The sequence below is a fragment of the Methylophilus sp. E2MeOHC9 genome, from assembly GCF_058744375.1.
Genome location: NZ_CP196024.1, coordinates 2,877,417 through 2,896,885, shown reverse-complemented (window position 1 = coordinate 2,896,885; position 19,469 = coordinate 2,877,417). Strand labels below are relative to the sequence as shown.

The window sequence follows — 19,469 nt, the reverse complement described above, 5'->3', positions numbered from 1 at the left end:
CTACTTTCTCAATGTTTAAACGGGTAACCAGTAAGCGGTCAATTTCGGGATGATGATGGCATCATCTTCTATCAGTATCGCCTGGCCGCTGCATAAGTCGATTAAGGTGCCGTCTGTTTTAAGGCCTTTTTGTTTAAACAGATGCACGGCGGCACGCTGCGGATGCACATCAAAGTTGGCAACGACCACGACTTTCGGATTCATGCCGGTCTGCACATAACGGTTAAAGGCGAATAAATGTGGATTGACCATATCAATCAGCTCACGGTTGTTTAAATCGGCAAACGCAGAGATCTCCTTGCGGATGGCGATCATCTGCTTGATCTGGCTGAACAGGCGTTGCTGCACAGTGCCGGGCTCATTCCTGAGTGCCATCACTTCCCAATCGAGTGTGGGTCTGTGTACCCAGCGGTTATCGTTCATTTTGGAAGAATCCTGCAAATAACCGTCATTATTCAAGGTGCCTACCGAGTCGCCGTAATACAGCAGCGGGATACCGCCAAATGACATGATCAGGTTATGCAGCAAGACGATGGTTAGGATGGCGTTGTCAATCGCGGGCTGGTCATCATTTGCCAGCGCAGTTTCCAGGCCGGCAAGCGAGGCCAGCGCGCCGGAAATGCGGGCATCGCCGGTTTTACGGTTCACACCAAACGCAAAGCCACGCGCATTGGAATCAGGATATTGCCCGGTGTAGTAATCGACCAGGAAGCGTCTATGCGAGACTGGCTCAAAACCGGAGGCGATAATCGCCTGGTCGCTGAAACCGAGGCCGATATCATCGTGGCAGCGTACATAATTCAGCCAGGTCGCCCGGTCTAGTTTTTCTGGTAAATCTTTGACGCCATTGGTGAGTAGAACAGTATTTTTCGTCGCCACCGCATCCCATAACAAAGCCATAAAGGTCGCGTTATAAGCAATCTCACATTCCTTGGCATTCACCGCATCTTCACCAAAATATTTAATGATCTCCAGCGGTGCAACAATCGCTTCGGCAATGAAGATCACACCTGGTGCGGTGACCTGGCAACAGTCTTTGAGTAATTGCAGGATCAGGTGGGCTTCGCGCTCGTTCTGGCTGGTGCTGCCTATCTTTTTCCATAGAAAAGCCACTGCATCCAGCCGCAGGATATCCACACCTTTATTGGCCCAGAACAGGATGATATCGACGATTTCTATCAGTACCGCCGGATTGCTGTAATTCAAATCCCACTGGTAGTTATTGAATACCGTCATGACCCATTTGCCGGTTTCGGGGTTAAAGGTAAAGCTACCGGGCGCATGCTCAGGAAACACTTCCGGCATCGAAGCCTCAAACATGTCCGGCACGGCGCGGTCAGGATACATATAGTAGTAATCCTGATAACGCTGGTCACCATTTTTTGCATTGATGGCCCAGGCATGTTCGTCGGAAGTATGGTTGGCCACCACATCCAGCGTCAGCAACAAATCGCATTGCTGCATGGCGGTGATTAATTGCTCCAGGTCTTCCATAGAACCATAGCGCGGATCGATCTTGCGGAAATCGCGCACGGCATAGCCGCCATCATTTGCCTGCTCCGGACAGTCACAAATCGGCAGGATATGCACCAGGTTTACCCCCAGTTCCTGCAAGTAAGCCAGTTTTTCTTTCATATTAGCCAGGTTGCCGGCAAAGCCTTCGCAATACAGCGCCATGCCGACGATTTTCTGCTGCATAAACCAGTCGTGGTTTTTTTCACGTTCCAGGTCTTTTGACTTCAGATGCGGCGCGCGCTGGGCATATTGCTTTGAAAGCACAGACACCAGGCTTGCCAGCTGTGGTTTGAAATCTTCACGCTGTCCGTATAAATGCTGGAACAGTGAATAAATCGCATAAAAATTGGCACCCAGCCGCGTATAAAAATGCTGCCAATCTTCACCTTTGGGTTGTTTGAGTTCTGTCAGGATGTCATTCAATAAAGAATGCGAGATTTGTTCGTACATGATCAGTGCTCCTAAATCACTTTTTCAGCTAGAGTGTCGTGCGATTTTTTCTTTGCGGCCTTGGTGGGCAATGCCTCTGTGGTTTTGTCGGTATGGGCAGGCGCGCCAAATTTGTAATGCTGCATGCCTTCGAGAATGCCATGCGCATAACTTGCCTCGGCAAAATAAATACGGTTGACGCCTTTCAGGTAGGTCAGTTCTTCACTATGGTTGCCGACCACCACCGCCATCGTATCGCCCATCAGCATTTCAATATCGTTGCCGGAATCGCCCGAGACCAGGAAATTGGCCAATGGCAGCCCCCATTTATAAGACAGGTAGCGGATGGCATGGCCTTTTGAAGCACGAATGGGTAGCAGATCCAGGAACTCGCCATGTGAATAAATCACCTGTGCGTGCAGGTGTTCTTTACGCAAGTGCGCATGGATGTCATCTATCGCAGGCATTTTTTGCGGATCGACGATGTAAGAAATCTTGAATTCGCGCTGGTTTTCGGCTGACTGCAATTGAATGCCGGGGATTTGTTTCATGGCTTCGAGCAGGTATTCCCGCCGCCATAAATGCCGGATATGGTTGGCCCATCCGACATCCGGGATGCTGCGCAAACCATAATGGATCTCAGAGCCGACAGAAGTGATCAACACGTCCGGAATCGGGATACGGTTTTTGCGCAAAATGTCGATGGCGCTTTCCAGCGGCCTGCCAGTGGCAATGCCGAAAATATTGTAGCCGGAATTGGTCCTCAGCCAGTCTACCAGGGCTTCGTGCCCCTCGCGGTTACCCAATAAGGTGTTATCGATATCCGTGATAAACGCATGTTGTGCCAGCGGGATATGTGACTTGCCGTTATGGATGGCAACCTGCTGCCTGCGCAGGTTTTTGCGCTGCTTGCGTAACAAATTGCGCACTTCCTTCACGTATTTATTCACATGGCCGGCCCAGGTGTAATGACGTTTCACATTCAATACGCCACTTTTGGACCATTTGCTCCAGCGCGGTTTATCGGTTAAAGCCGAGAGCAGGGTATCGCCAATCGCATCACTATCCAGGGTATCCACCAGCAAGCCATGATGGCAATTGCCAAGGATATCGCGCGGGCCACCATCGTCTGGTGCGATCACCGGCAAACCGCAGGCTGCGGCTTCCAGCAGTGTCAGGCCAAATGGCTCGGTGAAGGCGGCGTTGATAAATACACCACGGCTTTTTGCGGCCATGCGGTACATTTCAGGCACATCTTCCTGCGCATGGTTTTTTGGGATGGAGACTTTGCCCCATAAATCATAGGTGTCTATATCCAGCAGCAGGTCTGTGAGTACGGCCGCCTGTGATTTTTCTAGTTCACGGATATTTTCGCGGCTACCAGCCACCAGCACCAGGTTGGCGCGTCGTTGCAAGGCAGGGTTATTGCCGTAGGCGGTAATCAACCCTTTGATGTTTTTGCGTAACTCCGGCCGGCAAATACATAAGATCATCGGCTTTTTCGGGTTATCCAGAAAGCGATTGATACTTTGCTCAACCGTGCTGGAAATAGGCCGTCTGCCCGGTGGTAAAAAGCGTGAAGTGTCGGTACCTGGGGGAATCACACGGAAACGCTTGGGATCAGGGCGGGTATACATGCCATATTGCAGTTCGACCTCCTGGCGGGTGCTGGTGACAATCAGCGAGGCATGCTGCACCAGGGCTTCTTCTTCTGTGATCCGCCGCTCAAAGTTAAACTGCTTTTCAATTTTTTCGGCTTTGCGGCCGCTCGAGAGCAAGCGTTCCTGTTTAGGCTTACCCAGGGAATGACCAGTATGAATTTGTGGAATGCCCAATAACATGGAGAGCTGACGGCCGACATAGCCTGCATCGGCATAGTGCGAGTGAATCACATCCGGCAGGCGGCCTTGCTGGCGTAGATAATGCAGGCAACGGTCTACCATCTGGTCCAGATGTGGCCAAAGTACCTCTTTGCGCAAATAGCGTTTTGGCCCGCATGGCACGCGGATGATACGCGCTTTGTCACTGATTTTTTCTTCAGGCTGCGCATAATCAGCTCCTACATCCGGGTCTTGAATCAGGCGGGTGAGCAAATCTACCTTACCAACCTGGGGGTGCTCAGCCAATGCCTTGGCCAGGTCCAGCACATAAGTACACTGCCCGCCAGTGTCTGCATCTACACCGAGTTCGAGCTCTTCAGCCCGGATCAGGCCATGGACACTGATAAGTAATACATATAAAGGGTCATTTTTTTGTTGATGTGGCGCACGCATACATTCCTAACAGCAATTTTAAAACCTGAACCACAGGTCAGCCGGTTAATAGGCTGATCATCTGTGTACAGCTAGCTAGTGAAGGATTGGAAAGTGTGCGATGCACATATATTTGCTTGTTTGAATGCATCGACATCCGTTTCGTCGCTTTCATGGGAAAGCACCGTGTCACTAACCAGCAAAATTGATATATAAAGTGACACTAGCGTACAACAGAAGTTTAGTGCGGGTCTGTAGGAATCGTCTGAAAATAAAAAAGCCCCGCATGTGATTCGCAGGGCTTTTGCTTGAGCCATCTGGCGGTATTAATGTATTAACACTCTTGGCCCGTGGCATAAAACACGCCACCTGCAACGTGGTGGATAGTGCGTAAATCATCATGGCCTTCAAAATGCCAGTGCCCATCTGTAAACACCCGTTCATCGGCATAGGCCGCAACCACTTCGGCAATAAACAAATCATAAGTGCCCTGGTTGTGAGGCTCTGGGATGATTCTACATTCCAGCCAGGCCACGCAGTCTTTGACCAACGGCGCGCTGATTTGCTGTGCGGCAAATGTTTCAATATCGTATTCAGCAAACTTGTCGGTATCTGGAAAATCCCGGCCACTGATGCTGCCGACTTTTTTCACCATCTCGATTTGCTTCACGCAAGGTAGGTTAATGGCAAACGTACCTTCAGCTTCCATCAGTTCACGGGTGTAAGTTTTGCTATCAATCACAACCGTCACTTTGGGTGGTTTAAAGTCCAGAGCGCATACCCATGCAGCCGCCATGATGTTCTGTTTGCCTGCATGGGCTGAGGTAATAATAGTCGTGGGGCCGTGGTTAATTAACCTGAAAGCTTTGGTGATTTCAACTGGTTGCATGATGAAAATGGCTTATTTTTGCCAGTTATCCTTCAATGTCACCGTTCTGTTAAACACTGGTTTGCCAGCTACGCTGTCCTTGCGGTCAGCCACAAAGTAGCCATGGCGTTCAAACTGGTAGATATCACCTACATGAGCCTCTTGAGCGCTTTGCTCAAGTTGTGCCGTAATGGAAGTCACCGAGTTCGGGTTAATGTCATCCAGGAAGTCTTTATCACCGCTTCCAGGATGCGCGTCTTTAAACAGGCGATCATACAGGCGGATTTCAGCTGCATAAGCATGTGCTGCGCTGACCCAGTGGATATTACCTTTGACTTTAACGCTGTCTGAACCCGGCGTGCCGGATTTGGTGTCTGGCAGGTATTCGCAATGCACAACAGTGACATTTCCCAATGCATCTTTCTCACAGCCAATGCATTTGACGACATAGCCGTAGCGCAGGCGCACCATATTGCCGGGGAACAGGCGGAAGTAGCCTTTGGAAGGTTCTTCCATAAAGTCTTCGCGTTCGATCCATAGTTCTTTGGACAGTTTAACTACGCGTTTACCGAGGTCCGGTTTTTGCGGATGGTTGGGTGCGTAGCAGTCTTCTTCCTGATTGTCTGGATAATTATCAATCACCAGTTTGATCGGGTCTAGCACGCCGATTTTACGCGGTGCGGATTCGTTGAGCACTTCGCGCATGCAGTCTTCAAGGATGCTGTAATCTATCCATGAGTCTGCTTTTGAAACCCCAATTCTGTCGGTGAACAGCTTGAAACCTTCTGGCGTGTAGCCGCGACGGCGTGCGCCAGCCAGTGTTGGCAGACGCGGGTCATCCCAGCCGCTGACGTGTTTTTCTTCAACCAGCTGGATCAGTTTGCGTTTGGAAAGCACCACATAGGTCAGATTCAAGCGCGCAAACTCATATTGGTAAGGCACCGGGTTGGCCAGTAAGCCAGCTTCTACCAGTCGGGCCATCAGCCAGTCATAGAACGGGCGTTGGTCTTCAAATTCCAGCGTACAGATGGAGTGGGTAATTTGTTCCAGCGCATCTTCAATCGGGTGGGCAAAGGTGTACATCGGGTAGATGCACCATTGGTCACCGGTGTTGTGGTGATGCGCACGGCGGATACGGTAAATGGCCGGGTCGCGCATATTGATATTAGGCGAGGCCATGTCGATTTTGGCGCGTAACAGCATGCTGCCGTCGGCGTGTTTGCCATCGCGCATTTCGCGGAAGATGCGCAGGTTATCTTCAACGCTGCGACTGCGGAAAGGTGAGTCTTTACCAGGCTCGGTCAGCGTGCCGCGGTTGATACGCACTTCCTCGGCGGTTTGTTCGTCGACATAGGCATGGCCATGGCTGATCAGCGCTTCAGCTGCTTGATACATGACATCGAAATAGTCCGATGCAAAATAGAGATTGGTTTCGGCACCGGTGGGGGTGCTGTTGTTCCAGCCGAAGCCCAGCCATTGCACCATGTCAGAGATACTGTCTACGTATTCCTGGCTTTCTTTTTCCGGGTTGGTATCGTCAAAACGTAAATGGCAGACACCGTTGTAATCACGCGCCAGGCCGAAGTTCAGGAAAATGGATTTGGCGTGACCAATATGCAAATAGCCATTCGGCTCCGGCGGAAAGCGGGTGCGGATTTTAGCAAAGTCTATCTGGCCGCTGGATTGATGCGCGGCATCACCGGGCGATCCTGCCCAGTGTTTGCTGGCATATTTGTTTTCAGCCAGGTCTTTTTCGATGATGGCACGAATAAAGTTGGAGGCGGCTGGAATCGGTTCTTTTTCTATAGACATGGCAAATCTTGAAGTTTCAAAAGTGTGTTTATTTTACACGCTTCATCACCTGACCCAAAACGCTTAATACGCTTTGTGGCAGGCTTTAATCAACCGGCTGCGCAAGGCGGCTATGCTAAACTGCACACTGTGATCACCCTCTCAAAACTTGTGCATAGAATAACCCGATGAATAAGCTGGCATTTCCCATATTGGCGGTATTGGCCGATGGCAAGTTTCACTCAGGTGAAGCCCTGGCGCAGCAATTTGGCGTGACACGCGCCACGGTGTACAACGCCATTCAGGCGGCACAGGCCATAGGCATTACGGTTTTTTCAGTGCGTGGCCGTGGCTATCGCTTGCCCAAACCAGTGACGCTGCTGGATGCTGAGGCCATTTTCCAGGCCTGTGGCGAATATGCTTCATGGTTTCATTTGCAGGTGCTGGCACAAGTCGATTCCACCAATCGTTATTTGATGCAGGAAAGTGCGCGCGGTGTTGCCCATGGTACATGCGCCGTGGCCCAGGTCCAAACTGCTGGCCGTGGCAGGCGTGGCCGCACCTGGCTTTCGCAGCTGGGCGGTAGCCTGACTTTTTCACTATTGTGGCGCTTTCAGTGTGGCGCGGCAGGGTTGTCCGGATTAAGCCTGGTGATCGGATTGGCATTATTACGTGCGTTGCATGATGTGGGATTGAAAGATGTGCAACTCAAATGGCCGAATGATCTGGTGGTCATGTATCAGGGGCAATGGCACAAACTAGGCGGCATTCTGATTGAATTGCAAGGCGATATGGAAGGGCCAAGTGCGGCGGTCATCGGCATAGGGCTTAACCTGGACATAGAGCAGGCCATACGCCAGCAAATCGATCAGCCAGTGCTGGGCCTGAATCAGCTGTTTGGACAAACCCTGAATGCAAACGAGTTGCTGGGCCGTTGCCTGGCGTCCTTGGCCGTGCATTTGAACCAGTTTACGGAGCATGGTTTTACGCACTTCCAGCAGTCGTGGATGGCACACCACGCCTTTCATCAGCAAGCGGTGAATTTATTAATGGCGAACGGGCAAGTCGTGCCAGGACAAGTGATAGGCGTGGCAGAAGAGGGCAGCCTGCTGGTTGAAACAGCCAATGGCCAGCAACGTTTTAATGCAGGTGAAATCAGCGTGCGGAGCGCAGCATGAAATTACTGATCGATGCCGGAAATACACGTACCAAATGGGCATGGTGCCCTGAGCAGCCACTGGCAATTGATATGCATTTGCAAATGGTGGCACTGGAAAACCAGTTGTGGTTGCGTGACAGTGAGTGCCCGGATAGCCAGGCGCTAAAAGCCGCCATCGCGCAAGCAGATGAGATTTGGATCAGCAATGTGGCAGGCGCTGATTGGCTGCAATCGCTGGATGCTGTGAAAGACAAAGTCACCTTGATTAAAGCCACACCCGCCGTGTTGGGCTTAAACAATAGCTATAGCATGCCGGCACAGTTAGGCAGCGACCGCTGGTGCAGTTTGCTGGCAGTGTGGCGCTTGCATAAACAAGATGCCCTGGTAGTGACTGCAGGCACGGCGATGACCATGGATGCCTTGATCATCAAGCCCGATGAAACTGCTGAACGGACGGCCACTTTTGCCGGTGGTAGCATACAGCCGGGTTTAAACCTGATGTGGCAAAGCCTGCAACAGCGGACGGCGCAACTTGATTATGAATACCCACACAACACCGCGCTCTCCAATGGCTTTGCGCGAAATAGCCAGCAGGCGATGTGGGCAGGGTGCGTGCAGGCATTGATTGCGCCTATGGCCAGCCAGTTCACACAGTTGCAGGCCATGACACACGGACGTCAGCCGGTTTTGGTGTTGAGTGGGGGCGATGCAATCATCTTGCAGAGATATTTGCCAGATGCATTGTCATTGAACGCGATTATTGTGGATAATCTGGTATTAAAGGGGCTGGCCTGTTTGGCTGAAAGTAATTAACAATGAAAAGATTATTCTGGGTACTGCTGCTGTTAAATCTGCTTGTGTTTGCCTATTTTAAGCGCGACGCCTTATCACCGACTGTGAGTAGCCTTAAACCTGAAGTCCATGCTGAGAAAGTCAAGTTGCTCAGCGCCAGTGCGCTGGAAACATACCCCAAGCGTACAGTGGCGCCTGCACAAGATACCTCACTGGCTGCCAGCCCGCCACCGCTGGAGACTGCAAGTGCTGTGCTGCCAGCGCCGAAAATTACGGATAAAAAAGAGCCAGTAAAAAACGTTGAATCACGCCCGGTGGCCGCAGGGGTATGTTATGAGTGGAGCAGTTTTAATACTGGCCGGGTCAACGAGGCCGTCAATCTGGCGCAGCAACTCAATATTAAAACGCAGGTCGGCCAGCCGGTATTTGGCCAGGAAAATATCCGCTACTGGATTTACAAACCACCTATGGCATCTGCTGAAGCGGTGCAAACCAAAGCAGATGAGCTGCGCAAACTGGGGGTAGAAGACTTTTTTATCGTCCAGGATGATCCTAAATGGCGTAATGCGATTTCATTTGGCGTATTCCGCGATGAAAAACTGGCAGATAAATTGATGGAAGACCTGAAAGCCAAAGGTGTGCGCTTGCTGATCAAATCGACTCGCAATGGTGGCCAGGGCCAGTCAGTCATCAAGTTATTTAGTGTCAATCCGCAACAGTTTTCAGCATTGCAGAAGTCCCAGTCACAATTCCCCGATGCGGTACTGAAAGAAATACCTTGTCAGTGATGCTTGCCAGAACCAAAACAAAAAGCCCGCAATCGCGGGCTTTTTGTTGTTAACACTTGAGTGGTTTAGCGTTTCTTGGGAGGCAGCATATCAGTGATCGTGCCTTCTTTCACTTCGGCCGCAAAACATACGGTTTCGGATAAAGTCGGGTGCGCATGGATCGTCAAACCCAGGTCATGGGCATCTGCGCCCATTTCAATGGCGAGAACCGCTTCTGCCAACAGCTCACCGGCATTAATGCCGACAATGCCGGCACCAATCACGCGATGGGTCTCTTTATCAAAAATCAGCTTGGTTGCACCTTCAGTACGCGCAATAGACAGTGCGCGGCCACTGGCTGCCCACGGGAAGCTGGCTTTATCAATCTCTATGCCTTTGGCCTTGGCTTCAGTTTCTGTCAGGCCCACCCAGGCGACTTCAGGGTCGGTGTAGGCGACTGATGGAATCACTGTGGCCACAAATTCAACCTTGTGCCCGGCAATCACTTCGGCGGCGACTTTGGCTTCATGGGTGGCTTTGTGCGCCAGCATTGGTTGGCCGACGATATCGCCGATTGCAAAGATATGCGGCACATTGGTACGCATTTGTTTATCAACCGCAATAAAACCGCGGTCATCCACAGCGACACCTGCGTTTTCAGCGCCTATGTTTTTGCCGTTTGGACGACGGCCGATAGATACGAGTACGCGGTCATATTTCTGGGTTTCTTTCGGGGCATTTGCGCCTTCGAAATCGACATAGATACCGTCGGCTTTGGCTTCCAGCTTGGAGACTTTGGTTGAGAGCATAATGCTTTCAAAACGCTTCTCCATGCGCTTCTGCAAGGGGCGGATCAGGTCGCGGTCAGCGCCGGGGATCAGGCCATCCATAAATTCAACCACACTGACTTTGCTGCCCAGTGCATCATAAACGGTACCCATTTCCAGGCCAATAATACCGCCACCTACTACCAGCATGCGGCCAGGAATATCTGCCAGGGCCAGTGCGCCGGTAGAATCCATAATACGGTCATCATCAGGTGCGCCAGGGAATTTTGTTGCTTGTGAGCCCGCTGCAATAATGGCGTTTTCAAAGCCCACCAAGGTGACTTTGCCATCGGCTGCGGTCACTGAAATCTGGTTAGGGCTGGTGAATTGACCTAAGCCAGTCACTACTGTAACGCCGCGCGCTTTTGCCATTTGTGCCAGGCCGCCAGTCAACTTGTTGACCACGTCATTGGATTTCCAGTTGCGGAGCTTGTCCAAATCAATATTGGGTTTGCCGAAACTCAGGCCATGACTTTCGGTTTCTTCAGCTTCTGTGATGACTTTTGCAGTATGCAACAATGCTTTGGAAGGGATACAACCCACGTTCAGGCAGACGCCACCCAGTGTAGGGTAACGTTCCACAAGAACGACTTTCAGGCCCAAATCTGCGGCACGGAAAGCCGCAGTGTAGCCGCCAGGGCCTGAGCCCAGTACCATCACCTGGCAAGTCACATCGTGATTGCCGGTGGCTGTTGCAGCTTGGGGCGCAGGTGTTTTGTTTTCAGCTGTTGTTGCAGCGGCTGCAGGTGCTGAAGCCGTCGCTGGCGCTGCAGGTTTGGTTTCTGCGGGAGCAGATGCTGCGCTTTCCAGCAGCAGGATCAGGCTGCCTTTGGCAACTTTATCACCGACCGCGATTTTGAGTTCTTTCACCACACCCGCGTGGGAAGAGGGAATATCCATGGACGCTTTATCGGATTCTACTGTCACCAGTGAATCTTCTTTAGCGATGGTGTCGCCGACTGCGACTAGTACCTCGATCACATCGACGCTGTCAAAATTGCCGATATCCGGCACCACTACTTCAACCATTTGACTCATGAAAACCTTACGTTCAGAAGAATTTTGCTATTTTAACACCAAAAAAACGATATCAGTTTTAGCGTGTTCAGCTGGCTTAACGGTTAGTCACTGGAATTTTTCCATTGGCAGGTGCTGAAAGTAGGACAGGTTTTTGCGTGCAGGTTTCATGGCCGTAATTGCCACCGGTATCGTCAGGCTCGTAATAGTCATTCTTAAATGACCACAGCTTGCCCGCTTTGGTGAATTGGCCCAGGCCGGTAGAAAATTCCGCAAACTTTGCATCTGACAATTTAAAGGTCATGGCCAGCTGTTTACCGCGCGTAATCGTTTGCCCGGTATAGCTTTGTTTGTTTTCGGTGTGGGTTGCCAGGTCATATACGGCGATTTGCGAAGTGCTGTTACGCCGGTTTTTCTTCAGGTAAATGGTGACCTCGTAATCGCCCACAGTGATGTTATTGCCTTTGCAAAGATACTCGCCGCTGTAATCTGTCGTCACAGTGGCAGGGGCTGCGGAAGCAGGCATGGAAAAAGCGGATAGCAAACAAATTGCTGTTAAACAGGATTTAACGTTCATATGACTTCTGAGATAATTATTTGGCGAGAGAGGGTTAAAGTAAGCAGTTTTGGCCATACTTTTTAAATATCGTTTCATCATAATTCCAATTGCTTAAATCACCAAGTCTCTTTTAGTAGTCTAGCGTCTAAGGTGTGAAGCTTGTAGGACGCATGTAACAAGTATTTGTGAGAGAATACACGCTCTTTCCATACAGCTGATTTTCAGAATCCACCATGGTGCAACGTTCGTTTTACCGTATTCCGGCGTTATTTTGGGCAAGCCTGTTTCTGATCGGAACAGTCTTTTATGTATGGCGGTTGCAACAACCCCAGCCATTGATCGAGGTGCCCTCTGACGTTTTGCCATTGCAATGCGTTTCGTATGCGCCTTATTACAAGCCGGGCATGAATCCCACAATTAAAGACACATTTGTCGATCCGGTGCAGATTGAGCAGGATTTGCAGGCACTGTCCAAAGTCACCAAATGCGTGCGTACTTATTCTGTCTCGCAAGGGCTGGATTATGTGCCCAAAGCAGCGCAGAAGTATGGCATGCAGGTGATACTCGGCGCATGGATAGGCTGGGTAGATGTAGATAACAGGAAAGAGCTGGAACTGGCGGTGCAACAGGCCAATCAGTATCCTGACACTGTACGTGGCCTGGTCGTCGGTAATGAAGTGTTATTGCGCGGCGAGCAGACCGAAGCCAAAATGCATGAATACCTGCAATGGACTAAAGAGCGCACCAAAGTGCCATTGACCTATGCCGATGTCTGGGAATACTGGTTAAAGTATCCGGCACTTGAGCAAGAGGTGGATTTCGTCACCGTGCATATTTTGCCTTACTGGGAAGATAAACCAGTCGCGATTGACCAGGCGGTGGCACATACGGCTTCGGTGATGGGGCATTTGGGCACCGTGTTTAAAAAACCACTGGTCATCGGCGAAACCGGCTGGCCTTCCCAAGGGCGTCAACGTTTCCGTGCCAAACCCAGTGTGGTCAACCAGGTGCTGTATGTACGCGGGTTTTTACAGGCCGCCAAGCAAACCGGCTGGCAATACAATATCATCGAAGCGATGGATCAGCCGTGGAAGCGTGAACTGGAAGGCACTGTTGGCGGTTTCTGGGGCATTTTTAACGATCAGTTGCAACCAAAATTCAATTTGCAAGGTCCAGTATCAGAACGGTCTGATGGTTGGGTGCCTTACCTCATCGCCCTGGTATTAGCGGCGGGTGCTGTCGGTTGGACAACTCACAAACAATTACCCACTAGCCAGAAAATCTTGTCAGGCGTAGTGGCCGCGACGCTTGGTCTGCATGGTTATTTGCAGGTGGATTATGTGCAACTGGCCGCACGTAATACGCTGGAGTTTGCAGCCCTGGGTGGTTTTGTCCTGCTGGGCTGGGGCTTGGTGGGATTGCAACTGCGTCATTGGTTAGGATTAGCGCCTAAGTCTTGCACTGAGCAATGCCTGCTCAGGTTGTTTGCCATCGGGCTATTTGTCACCAGTGCCGGGTTGGCTTTTGATGGGCGTTATCTGGATTTCCCGTTAATTCTGTCATGGTTGCCTTTGATAAGCCTGCTGATTACCTTAATCACTCTCCGGCAGCCTGAGGCGGTTGGTCAACAGACTGGCATCTGGTTCACTGTGGTGATGGTATTGCTGGCAGCTAACCTGTCTGTGGCGGTTGCCATGACGGAACCTGGTAACCTGACCGCCTGGTGGTGGAGCCTCGTCTGCGGCCTGGCATTATTTGTGTTGCCTGCCAAAAGTATGCAACAGGCTGCCAAAACCACTGACGCTTGATTGTTGGCCTCTTTAAAAAATACGCATCGTTTAAGAAAGTGTGAGAAGTGATACTGTCCTGGTTTAAAAAACTCATCCCTGGCCTGGTGTTTGCCATTCTGTTTTCTGCATTGCACTTTGGGGTCTGGGCGCTGGCTAACCGCGCCTTACCACTCATCAGTGTAAAACCTGCCGTGAACGGGTTCGCTTACAGTGGCTACAGGGGCAACCAGAGCCCTCTGGATGGGCAGCATCCGAGTACTGCTGAACTGGCTGAAGACCTGGACCTGATGTCCAAGCATACCAAGCATATCCGTATGTATTCTTCCCTGGATTTGAATGAGACGATCCCGCTGGCAGCCAGACGCAATATGAAGGTCATTGCGGGTGCCTGGATAGATACGGATGGCGCAAAAAATACACGCGAAGTGTCTGCCTTGCTTGAGAAACTTGAAAACTACAGCAATATCGATCGCGTGATTGTCGGTAACGAGGCATTGCTGCGTAATGATTTGCCGACCGAAGCACTCATCAAATACCTGGATTTCGTCAGGGAGCACAGCACGGTACCTGTCTCTACCGCTGAGCCTTGGCATGTATGGCTCAAGCACCCTGAGCTGGTCAAACATGTAGACTACATCGCCGTTCACCTGTTGCCTTACCACGAAGGCGTGCCCGTTGAAGGCGCGGTGCAATACACCATAGAGCGATATAACCAGCTGATGGCGGCTTTCCCCCGTAAAAAGATAGTGATTACCGAGGTGGGCTGGCCTAGTCGCGGGCCCTCCATCGGTGCCTCAGTCGCAAGTGAAGTGAACCAAGCACGTTTTATCCGTGAGTTCCTGGCGCGTAATTCAATTGAAGATCTCGACTTTTACCTGATGGAAGCGTTTGACCAGCCCTGGAAAGTCGCCCTGGAAGGCTGGGCGGGTGCTTATTGGGGCATGTATAACGCTGATAGGCACCAGAAATATTCTTTACAAGGCGCAGTGCCGCCCAATACGCGCTGGATCGCCAAAGCCACCTGGTCAACAGTGCTGGCGTTTATCCCTATGATGTTTATCGCCTGGCGTTTCAAGCACTGGGGCATAGGCGGTGTATTGTCGATGGCGATCTTGTTCCAGGCGTGTATCACCACACTCACCATCGCCTGGAACCTGCCGGGTGATTACTACTACACCCTGCGTGATTTTGTGGTGCTGATCGGTTTGATCCTGGCTATCGCCCTGACTTCTATGGTGCTGATGATTTATGCCGCCGAGTTTAGTGAGGTGATGTTCAAGCCACAATGGCGGCGTTTATTCAAACGCGCCACGCCTTTACCTGCGGATAAAGAACTGTTTGTTTCCATCCATCTGGCCTGTTATAACGAACCGCCGGATATGGTGATTGCGACTATCGAAAGCCTGCGTAATTTGAGTTATACGCGCTATGAAGTGATCGTGGTCGATAACAACACCAAGGACGAAGCCAAGTGGAAACCGATCGAAGCCTACATGGCGACCTTGCCGGATAACTTCCATTTTTATCACTTGCCTTCATGGCCAGGGTTTAAGGCCGGCGCGCTGAATTTTGCGCTGGATAAAACGCACCCGGATGCACAAGTGGTCGGTGTGGTCGATGCCGACTATGTGGTGACTACTGACTGGCTGTCAGACCTGGTGCCTCATTTCCTTGAGTCGCAGGTTGCTGTGGTACAGGCACCGCAAGCACACCGTGAGTGGGAGAACCAGTTCTTCCATCGCATGTGTAACTGGGAGTTTGAAGGGTTTTTCCGTATCGGCATGCATCATAGGCACGAACGTAATGCGCTGATCCAGCATGGCACCATGACGCTGATCCGCCGCGAGTCATTGCAAACCCTGGGTGGCTGGTCTGAATGGTGTATTTGTGAAGATACCGAACTCGGTTTGCGCCTGCTCGAAAACAAAATGGAGCTGCGTTATATTGATGAAACGTTTGGCCGTGGCCTCACGCCTGCTAACTTCAAGGCGCTTAAGTCACAGCGCAATCGCTGGGCCTTCGGCGCCATGCAGATCCTCAAGCACCATATGCCTAAACTGTTGGGGAAATCGACACTCGATTTCAGCCAGCGTTACCACTTTCTCACCGGCTGGTTTGGCTGGTTTGGCGAGGCTTTGCAATTGATGTTCACCATCGGGTCTGTCTTATGGACCATTGCCATGCTGGTGTTCCCTAAGCACTTCAGCTTGCCGGTCGTCGTCATGATTGTGCCGATCTTGTGTTTCCTGGCGATCAAGGCGATTCTGGGGCCGGTGCTTTACCGTAAAACCATGCATTGCAGCTGGACAGATATATTTGGGGCTTCGCTGGCCAGCCTAGGCTTGTCACATGCCATTGCCAGAGGCATTATCGGCGGCCTGACCCACAAGGCCGGCGTGTTTGTGGTGACGAATAAAACCAAAGGCAAACTCAGCAACTGGCAACTGATAGACCCGATTAAAGAAGAGTTGCTGATCCTGATTTTCCTGGTGTTAAGCGGTTCAGCCATGCTGTACGCGCGTGGATTCAGTAACCTAGATGCGCAATTGTGGGTCTCCATGCTGGCATTGCAATCTTTACCGTATTGGAGCGCAGTGGCTTGTCAGTGGATTTCTGAAAAACGCTAACGATTTCCAGGCGCGTGATTTTAAAAAAGCGTTAATCGATTGCAACGATCGATTAACGCCTTATTCAATGAAGGTTTTGGCAGGTTAACAACAAAAAAAATCGCATTTTGTCAGAGGCCTTTTTTCAGGAATGCTATTTCGATGAATGAAAAACCGCTTGTTTATAAAGGTCGCGCCGCCAGCAGCAACCAGGTCAGCCGCTTTGATTCCTGCACACGTGAGTCGCTGGATGATGGATGGGGTAGCCTGGATGAAGAGGCGCCTGCCTTACGCACTGAAGTCATGCTGGATGCAACCAAGTCCGTCATCAACTACATACAATCACCAGATCTTCCTTTCGATCGCACCCTGAATCCATACCGCGGTTGCGAACACGGCTGCATTTACTGCTACGCACGCCCGACCCATGCCTATCTTGGCTTATCGCCTGGCCTGGATTTCGAGTCAAAGTTACTGATGAAGCCAGATGTCGTCGCGCTGCTTAAAAAGGAATTGTCGCATCCAAAATACACATGCGCACCGATTTCACTGGCCATGAACACTGATGGCTACCAGCCCATAGAGCGCGAATACCAGCTGACACGGCAAGTGATACAGGTGCTCAGCGAGGCCAATCATCCTTTCAGTCTGGTCACCAAATCAGCATTAGTCGAACGCGATATCGATCTGATCGCGCCTATGGCTGCCAAAGGCCTTGTCAGCATTTATCTCAGCATTACAACATTAGACCGGCAGATTGCCCGCCGCCTGGAGCCGCGCGCCGCTGCTCCTGAGCGGCGATTTGAGACTTTGCGCAAACTGAGCGAAGCGGGCATTCCTACCGGAGTGATGGTTGCGCCAGTGATTCCGGCGTTGACCGATAATCATATGGAACAGATATTGGAAAAAGCGCATCAGGCAGGTGCCAGAAAAGCCGGTTATGTGTTTCTACGTTTGCCGCACGAACTGACGGCCTTATTTGAAGCATGGTTACAGCAGTATTTTCCCCTAAAGGCTGCACATGTCATGAGCCTGGTGAAACAAAGCCGGGGCGGCAAGAGCTATCAAAGTGATTTTGGCAAACGCATGCGCGGAGAAGGCATTTTTGCAGATTTGCTGGCTAACCGCTTCAAGCTGAGTTGCCACAAGCTAGGGATGTCTGGCGAGCGGACAGGCTTTCGCACGGATTTGTTTGCGGTACCAGAATCATGGCGGCACAAGCCCAGCAACGCGCAGCTAGCGCTGTTTTAATATCTACGCATGTCTGATTTACTATTTGTGTATGGAACGCTGCGTAAAGGTCATTCAAATCCGATGGCTGTGTATTTGTCCACGCACGCTGAATTCGTCTCCTATGGCTGGTTTCGTGGCCGTATGTACCAGATCAGCGATTATCCGGGTGTGGTTGCTTCTGCTGATGCAAATGAGCGTATCTACGGTGAAGTTTACAGCTTACATGACGCCGAAGCTTCGCTAGTGATGTTAGATGCCTATGAAGAATGTAGTGCACAGCATGCGCAACCTGCTGAATATCAACGTGTCATCGCACGTATTGATGCCATTGATGGTAATGTCACCTTACACGCCTGGATTTACCTTTATCAATGGTCAGTCGCGGATAAGGTGCTGATCAAAGCAGGGGATTTTATGAAAATGCGGCTGCCAGCTTAAAAATACAAAAGGCGCTAAAAGCGCCTTTTGTGTTTATCTATTAAAAATTACAGCAACAACCTTCTCACATCACTCAGCATCACACGCAGATGGCTGGTGAATCTGGCACCATCGGCACCGTCAATCACGCGGTGGTCATATGACAGTGACAGCGGCATGATCAGGCGTGGATCAAAGCCATTAGACTCTTTGTTGTAAACAGGCTGCATGGCTGCACGGGAAACACCCAGGATCGCCACTTCAGGACAATTGATGATAGGGGTGAACATGGTGCCGCCGATACCGCCCAGGCTGGAAATGGTAAAGCAGCCGCCTTGCATCTCCTCAACCTTCAATTTACGCTCGCGTGCTTTGGCAGACAGGTCAGCCAGGTCGCGGGCAATGTCCATGACGTCTTTCTGGTTGACGTCGCGTACTACAGGTACGACCAGGCCATCAGGCGTGTCGCAGGCAAAACCGATATTGTAGTATTGCTTGAGGATCAGGCTATCACCTTCAGGCGACAGCGAAGCATTGAAGTTAGGGTAAGTGCGTAATGCATTGACCACTGCCTTCATCAGGAAAGCCAGCAGGGTCAGTTTCACGCCGCGCTTTTCCGCTTCCACCAGCATGGATTTACGGAAATCTTCCAGGTCAGTGATATCCGCTTCGTCAAATTGCGTCACATGCGGAGCAGTCACCCAATTACGGTGCAGGTTGGCGCCGGACAGTTTTTTGATGCGTGACAGCGGCTTGCTTTCAATCGCACCAAACTGGCTGAAATCGATGACTGGCATAGGCAATGTGCTTAAACCGGTACCTACGCCCATATTTTCTGAACGTGGTTTGGATAACTCGCCTTTAACGTAGCCTTGCACGTCACTTTGTACTATGCGGTTCTTGGGGCCGGTGGCTTTGACCAATGACAGGTTCACACCCAGCTCACGCGCAAATTTACGTACGGAAGGGCTGGCATGCGCCAGTTTGCCGGACGTGCCTACGCTGGATTCTGCCACCGGGTTAGGCGTGGATTGTGGTTGCACGACTTTTGGTGCTTCGGCGACCGGGCGGCTAGGCTCGGGGATGGCCACTGTTTTTTCATCGACTTTAACCGTTGCCACTACTGGCGTTGCCGTTGGTTGTGGCGCTGGTTTCTCAGCAGGGGCTGCTTCGCCAGCGGTATCCAGCGTGATGATCAGGGCACCTTGTTTGGTTTTGTCACCCACATTGATGTGGATTTCCTTGACCACGCCTGCCAAAGAGGAGGGGATGTCCATCGAGGCTTTGTCAGATTCAACGGTAATCAAAGAGTCTTCTTTGGCGACCGTGTCACCTACGCTGACCAGGACTTCAATGACGTCTACAGTGTCAAAGTTGCCAATATCTGGTACCAGAACTTCTTTTAAGCTCATGTATTAAACCTTTATAAAAACGCGCTACCGCATCG

Annotated in this window: 14 protein-coding genes; 7 read left to right on the top strand and 7 right to left on the bottom strand. The window is 51.1% G+C overall.

Annotated features, from left to right (window positions below; translation table 11 throughout):
- Positions 1 to 15: 15 nt before the first annotated feature.
- The 4 genes from ACSSVF_RS13830 to ACSSVF_RS13815 all read right to left on the bottom strand — a co-directional run bounded on the left by ACSSVF_RS13830 (position 16) and on the right by ACSSVF_RS13815 (position 6,876).
- The gene (locus ACSSVF_RS13830; RefSeq protein ID WP_492404215.1) at positions 16 to 1,965 is read right to left on the bottom strand and encodes an alpha-amylase family protein; all 1,950 of its coding nucleotides are present in this window, start codon (positions 1,963 to 1,965) and stop codon (positions 16 to 18) included.
- Between the two features lie 11 nt (positions 1,966 to 1,976).
- The gene (locus tag ACSSVF_RS13825) at positions 1,977 to 4,217 is read right to left on the bottom strand and encodes an HAD-IIB family hydrolase (RefSeq protein WP_492404213.1); all 2,241 of its coding nucleotides are present in this window, start codon (positions 4,215 to 4,217) and stop codon (positions 1,977 to 1,979) included.
- A gap of 313 nt (positions 4,218 to 4,530) precedes the next feature.
- Complete coding sequence (locus ACSSVF_RS13820; RefSeq protein WP_492404211.1) at positions 4,531 to 5,085, bottom strand: flavin reductase family protein; 555 nt, start codon at positions 5,083 to 5,085, stop codon at positions 4,531 to 4,533.
- Positions 5,086 to 5,097: 12 nt separating this feature from the next.
- Positions 5,098 to 6,876: a glutamine--tRNA ligase/YqeY domain fusion protein gene (locus ACSSVF_RS13815; RefSeq protein WP_492404209.1), complete on the bottom strand. Its 1,779-nt coding sequence runs from the start codon at positions 6,874 to 6,876 to the stop codon at positions 5,098 to 5,100.
- Positions 6,877 to 7,043: 167 nt separating this feature from the next.
- Between ACSSVF_RS13815 and birA the strand changes: the two genes are divergently transcribed.
- From birA to ACSSVF_RS13800, 3 genes are read left to right on the top strand one after another with little or no spacing between them, the layout of a single operon-like run.
- On the top strand, positions 7,044 to 8,033 hold the full coding sequence (birA, locus tag ACSSVF_RS13810; protein ID WP_492404207.1) for a bifunctional biotin--[acetyl-CoA-carboxylase] ligase/biotin operon repressor BirA: 990 nt from the start codon (positions 7,044 to 7,046) through the stop codon (positions 8,031 to 8,033).
- Complete coding sequence (locus tag ACSSVF_RS13805; protein ID WP_492404205.1) at positions 8,030 to 8,827, top strand: type III pantothenate kinase; 798 nt, start codon at positions 8,030 to 8,032, stop codon at positions 8,825 to 8,827. The genes birA and ACSSVF_RS13805 overlap by 4 nt, the downstream gene beginning before the upstream one ends.
- 2 nt (positions 8,828 to 8,829) lie before the next feature.
- Positions 8,830 to 9,594, top strand: a complete 765-nt coding sequence (locus ACSSVF_RS13800; RefSeq protein WP_492404204.1) for an SPOR domain-containing protein — start codon at positions 8,830 to 8,832, stop codon at positions 9,592 to 9,594.
- A 65-nt stretch (positions 9,595 to 9,659) separates the two neighbouring features.
- Here ACSSVF_RS13800 and lpdA read toward each other — a convergent pair whose 3' ends face one another.
- Positions 9,660 to 11,438 (bottom strand): dihydrolipoyl dehydrogenase, encoded by a 1,779-nt coding sequence (gene lpdA / locus ACSSVF_RS13795; RefSeq protein ID WP_492404202.1) that lies wholly within the window; start codon positions 11,436 to 11,438, stop codon positions 9,660 to 9,662.
- A gap of 76 nt (positions 11,439 to 11,514) precedes the next feature.
- Complete coding sequence (locus tag ACSSVF_RS13790; protein ID WP_492404200.1) at positions 11,515 to 11,943, bottom strand: hypothetical protein; 429 nt, start codon at positions 11,941 to 11,943, stop codon at positions 11,515 to 11,517.
- A gap of 266 nt (positions 11,944 to 12,209) precedes the next feature.
- On the opposite strand from ACSSVF_RS13790, the gene ACSSVF_RS13785 reads away from it, so the two are divergent.
- The 4 genes from ACSSVF_RS13785 to ACSSVF_RS13770 all read left to right on the top strand — a co-directional run bounded on the left by ACSSVF_RS13785 (position 12,210) and on the right by ACSSVF_RS13770 (position 18,043).
- Positions 12,210 to 13,784 (top strand): glycoside hydrolase family 17 protein, encoded by a 1,575-nt coding sequence (locus tag ACSSVF_RS13785; RefSeq protein ID WP_492404199.1) that lies wholly within the window; start codon positions 12,210 to 12,212, stop codon positions 13,782 to 13,784.
- A 47-nt stretch (positions 13,785 to 13,831) separates the two neighbouring features.
- Complete coding sequence (locus tag ACSSVF_RS13780) at positions 13,832 to 16,393, top strand: glycosyltransferase (protein ID WP_492404197.1); 2,562 nt, start codon at positions 13,832 to 13,834, stop codon at positions 16,391 to 16,393.
- Between the two features lie 141 nt (positions 16,394 to 16,534).
- Entirely contained in the window at positions 16,535 to 17,623 is a 1,089-nt protein-coding gene (locus tag ACSSVF_RS13775; protein ID WP_492404196.1) for a PA0069 family radical SAM protein, read from the top strand.
- A 9-nt stretch (positions 17,624 to 17,632) separates the two neighbouring features.
- Positions 17,633 to 18,043: a gamma-glutamylcyclotransferase family protein gene (locus tag ACSSVF_RS13770; RefSeq protein WP_492404194.1), complete on the top strand. Its 411-nt coding sequence runs from the start codon at positions 17,633 to 17,635 to the stop codon at positions 18,041 to 18,043.
- 47 nt (positions 18,044 to 18,090) lie between these two features.
- Here the strand turns inward: ACSSVF_RS13770 and aceF are convergent, their stop codons facing one another.
- Positions 18,091 to 19,434, bottom strand: a complete 1,344-nt coding sequence (aceF, locus tag ACSSVF_RS13765; protein ID WP_492404192.1) for a dihydrolipoyllysine-residue acetyltransferase — start codon at positions 19,432 to 19,434, stop codon at positions 18,091 to 18,093.
- Between the last annotated feature and the right edge of the window lie 35 nt (positions 19,435 to 19,469).

What these genes read in the sequence shown, in the direction of transcription:
- ACSSVF_RS13830 (WP_492404215.1), bottom strand. Translation starts at nt 1,965, where the DNA reads ATGTACGAACAAATCTCGCATTCTTTATTGAATGACATCCTGACAGAA.
- lpdA (WP_492404202.1), bottom strand. Translation starts at nt 11,438, where the DNA reads ATGAGTCAAATGGTTGAAGTAGTGGTGCCGGATATCGGCAATTTTGAC.
- ACSSVF_RS13820 (WP_492404211.1), bottom strand. Translation starts at nt 5,085, where the DNA reads ATGCAACCAGTTGAAATCACCAAAGCTTTCAGGTTAATTAACCACGGC.
- aceF (WP_492404192.1), bottom strand. Translation starts at nt 19,434, where the DNA reads ATGAGCTTAAAAGAAGTTCTGGTACCAGATATTGGCAACTTTGACACT.
- ACSSVF_RS13775 (WP_492404196.1), top strand. Translation starts at nt 16,535, where the DNA reads ATGAATGAAAAACCGCTTGTTTATAAAGGTCGCGCCGCCAGCAGCAAC.
- ACSSVF_RS13800 (WP_492404204.1), top strand. Translation starts at nt 8,830, where the DNA reads ATGAAAAGATTATTCTGGGTACTGCTGCTGTTAAATCTGCTTGTGTTT.
- ACSSVF_RS13825 (WP_492404213.1), bottom strand. Translation starts at nt 4,217, where the DNA reads ATGCGTGCGCCACATCAACAAAAAAATGACCCTTTATATGTATTACTT.
- birA (WP_492404207.1), top strand. Translation starts at nt 7,044, where the DNA reads ATGAATAAGCTGGCATTTCCCATATTGGCGGTATTGGCCGATGGCAAG.
- ACSSVF_RS13770 (WP_492404194.1), top strand. Translation starts at nt 17,633, where the DNA reads ATGTCTGATTTACTATTTGTGTATGGAACGCTGCGTAAAGGTCATTCA.
- ACSSVF_RS13805 (WP_492404205.1), top strand. Translation starts at nt 8,030, where the DNA reads ATGAAATTACTGATCGATGCCGGAAATACACGTACCAAATGGGCATGG.
- ACSSVF_RS13790 (WP_492404200.1), bottom strand. Translation starts at nt 11,943, where the DNA reads ATGCCTGCTTCCGCAGCCCCTGCCACTGTGACGACAGATTACAGCGGC.
- ACSSVF_RS13815 (WP_492404209.1), bottom strand. Translation starts at nt 6,876, where the DNA reads ATGTCTATAGAAAAAGAACCGATTCCAGCCGCCTCCAACTTTATTCGT.
- ACSSVF_RS13785 (WP_492404199.1), top strand. Translation starts at nt 12,210, where the DNA reads ATGGTGCAACGTTCGTTTTACCGTATTCCGGCGTTATTTTGGGCAAGC.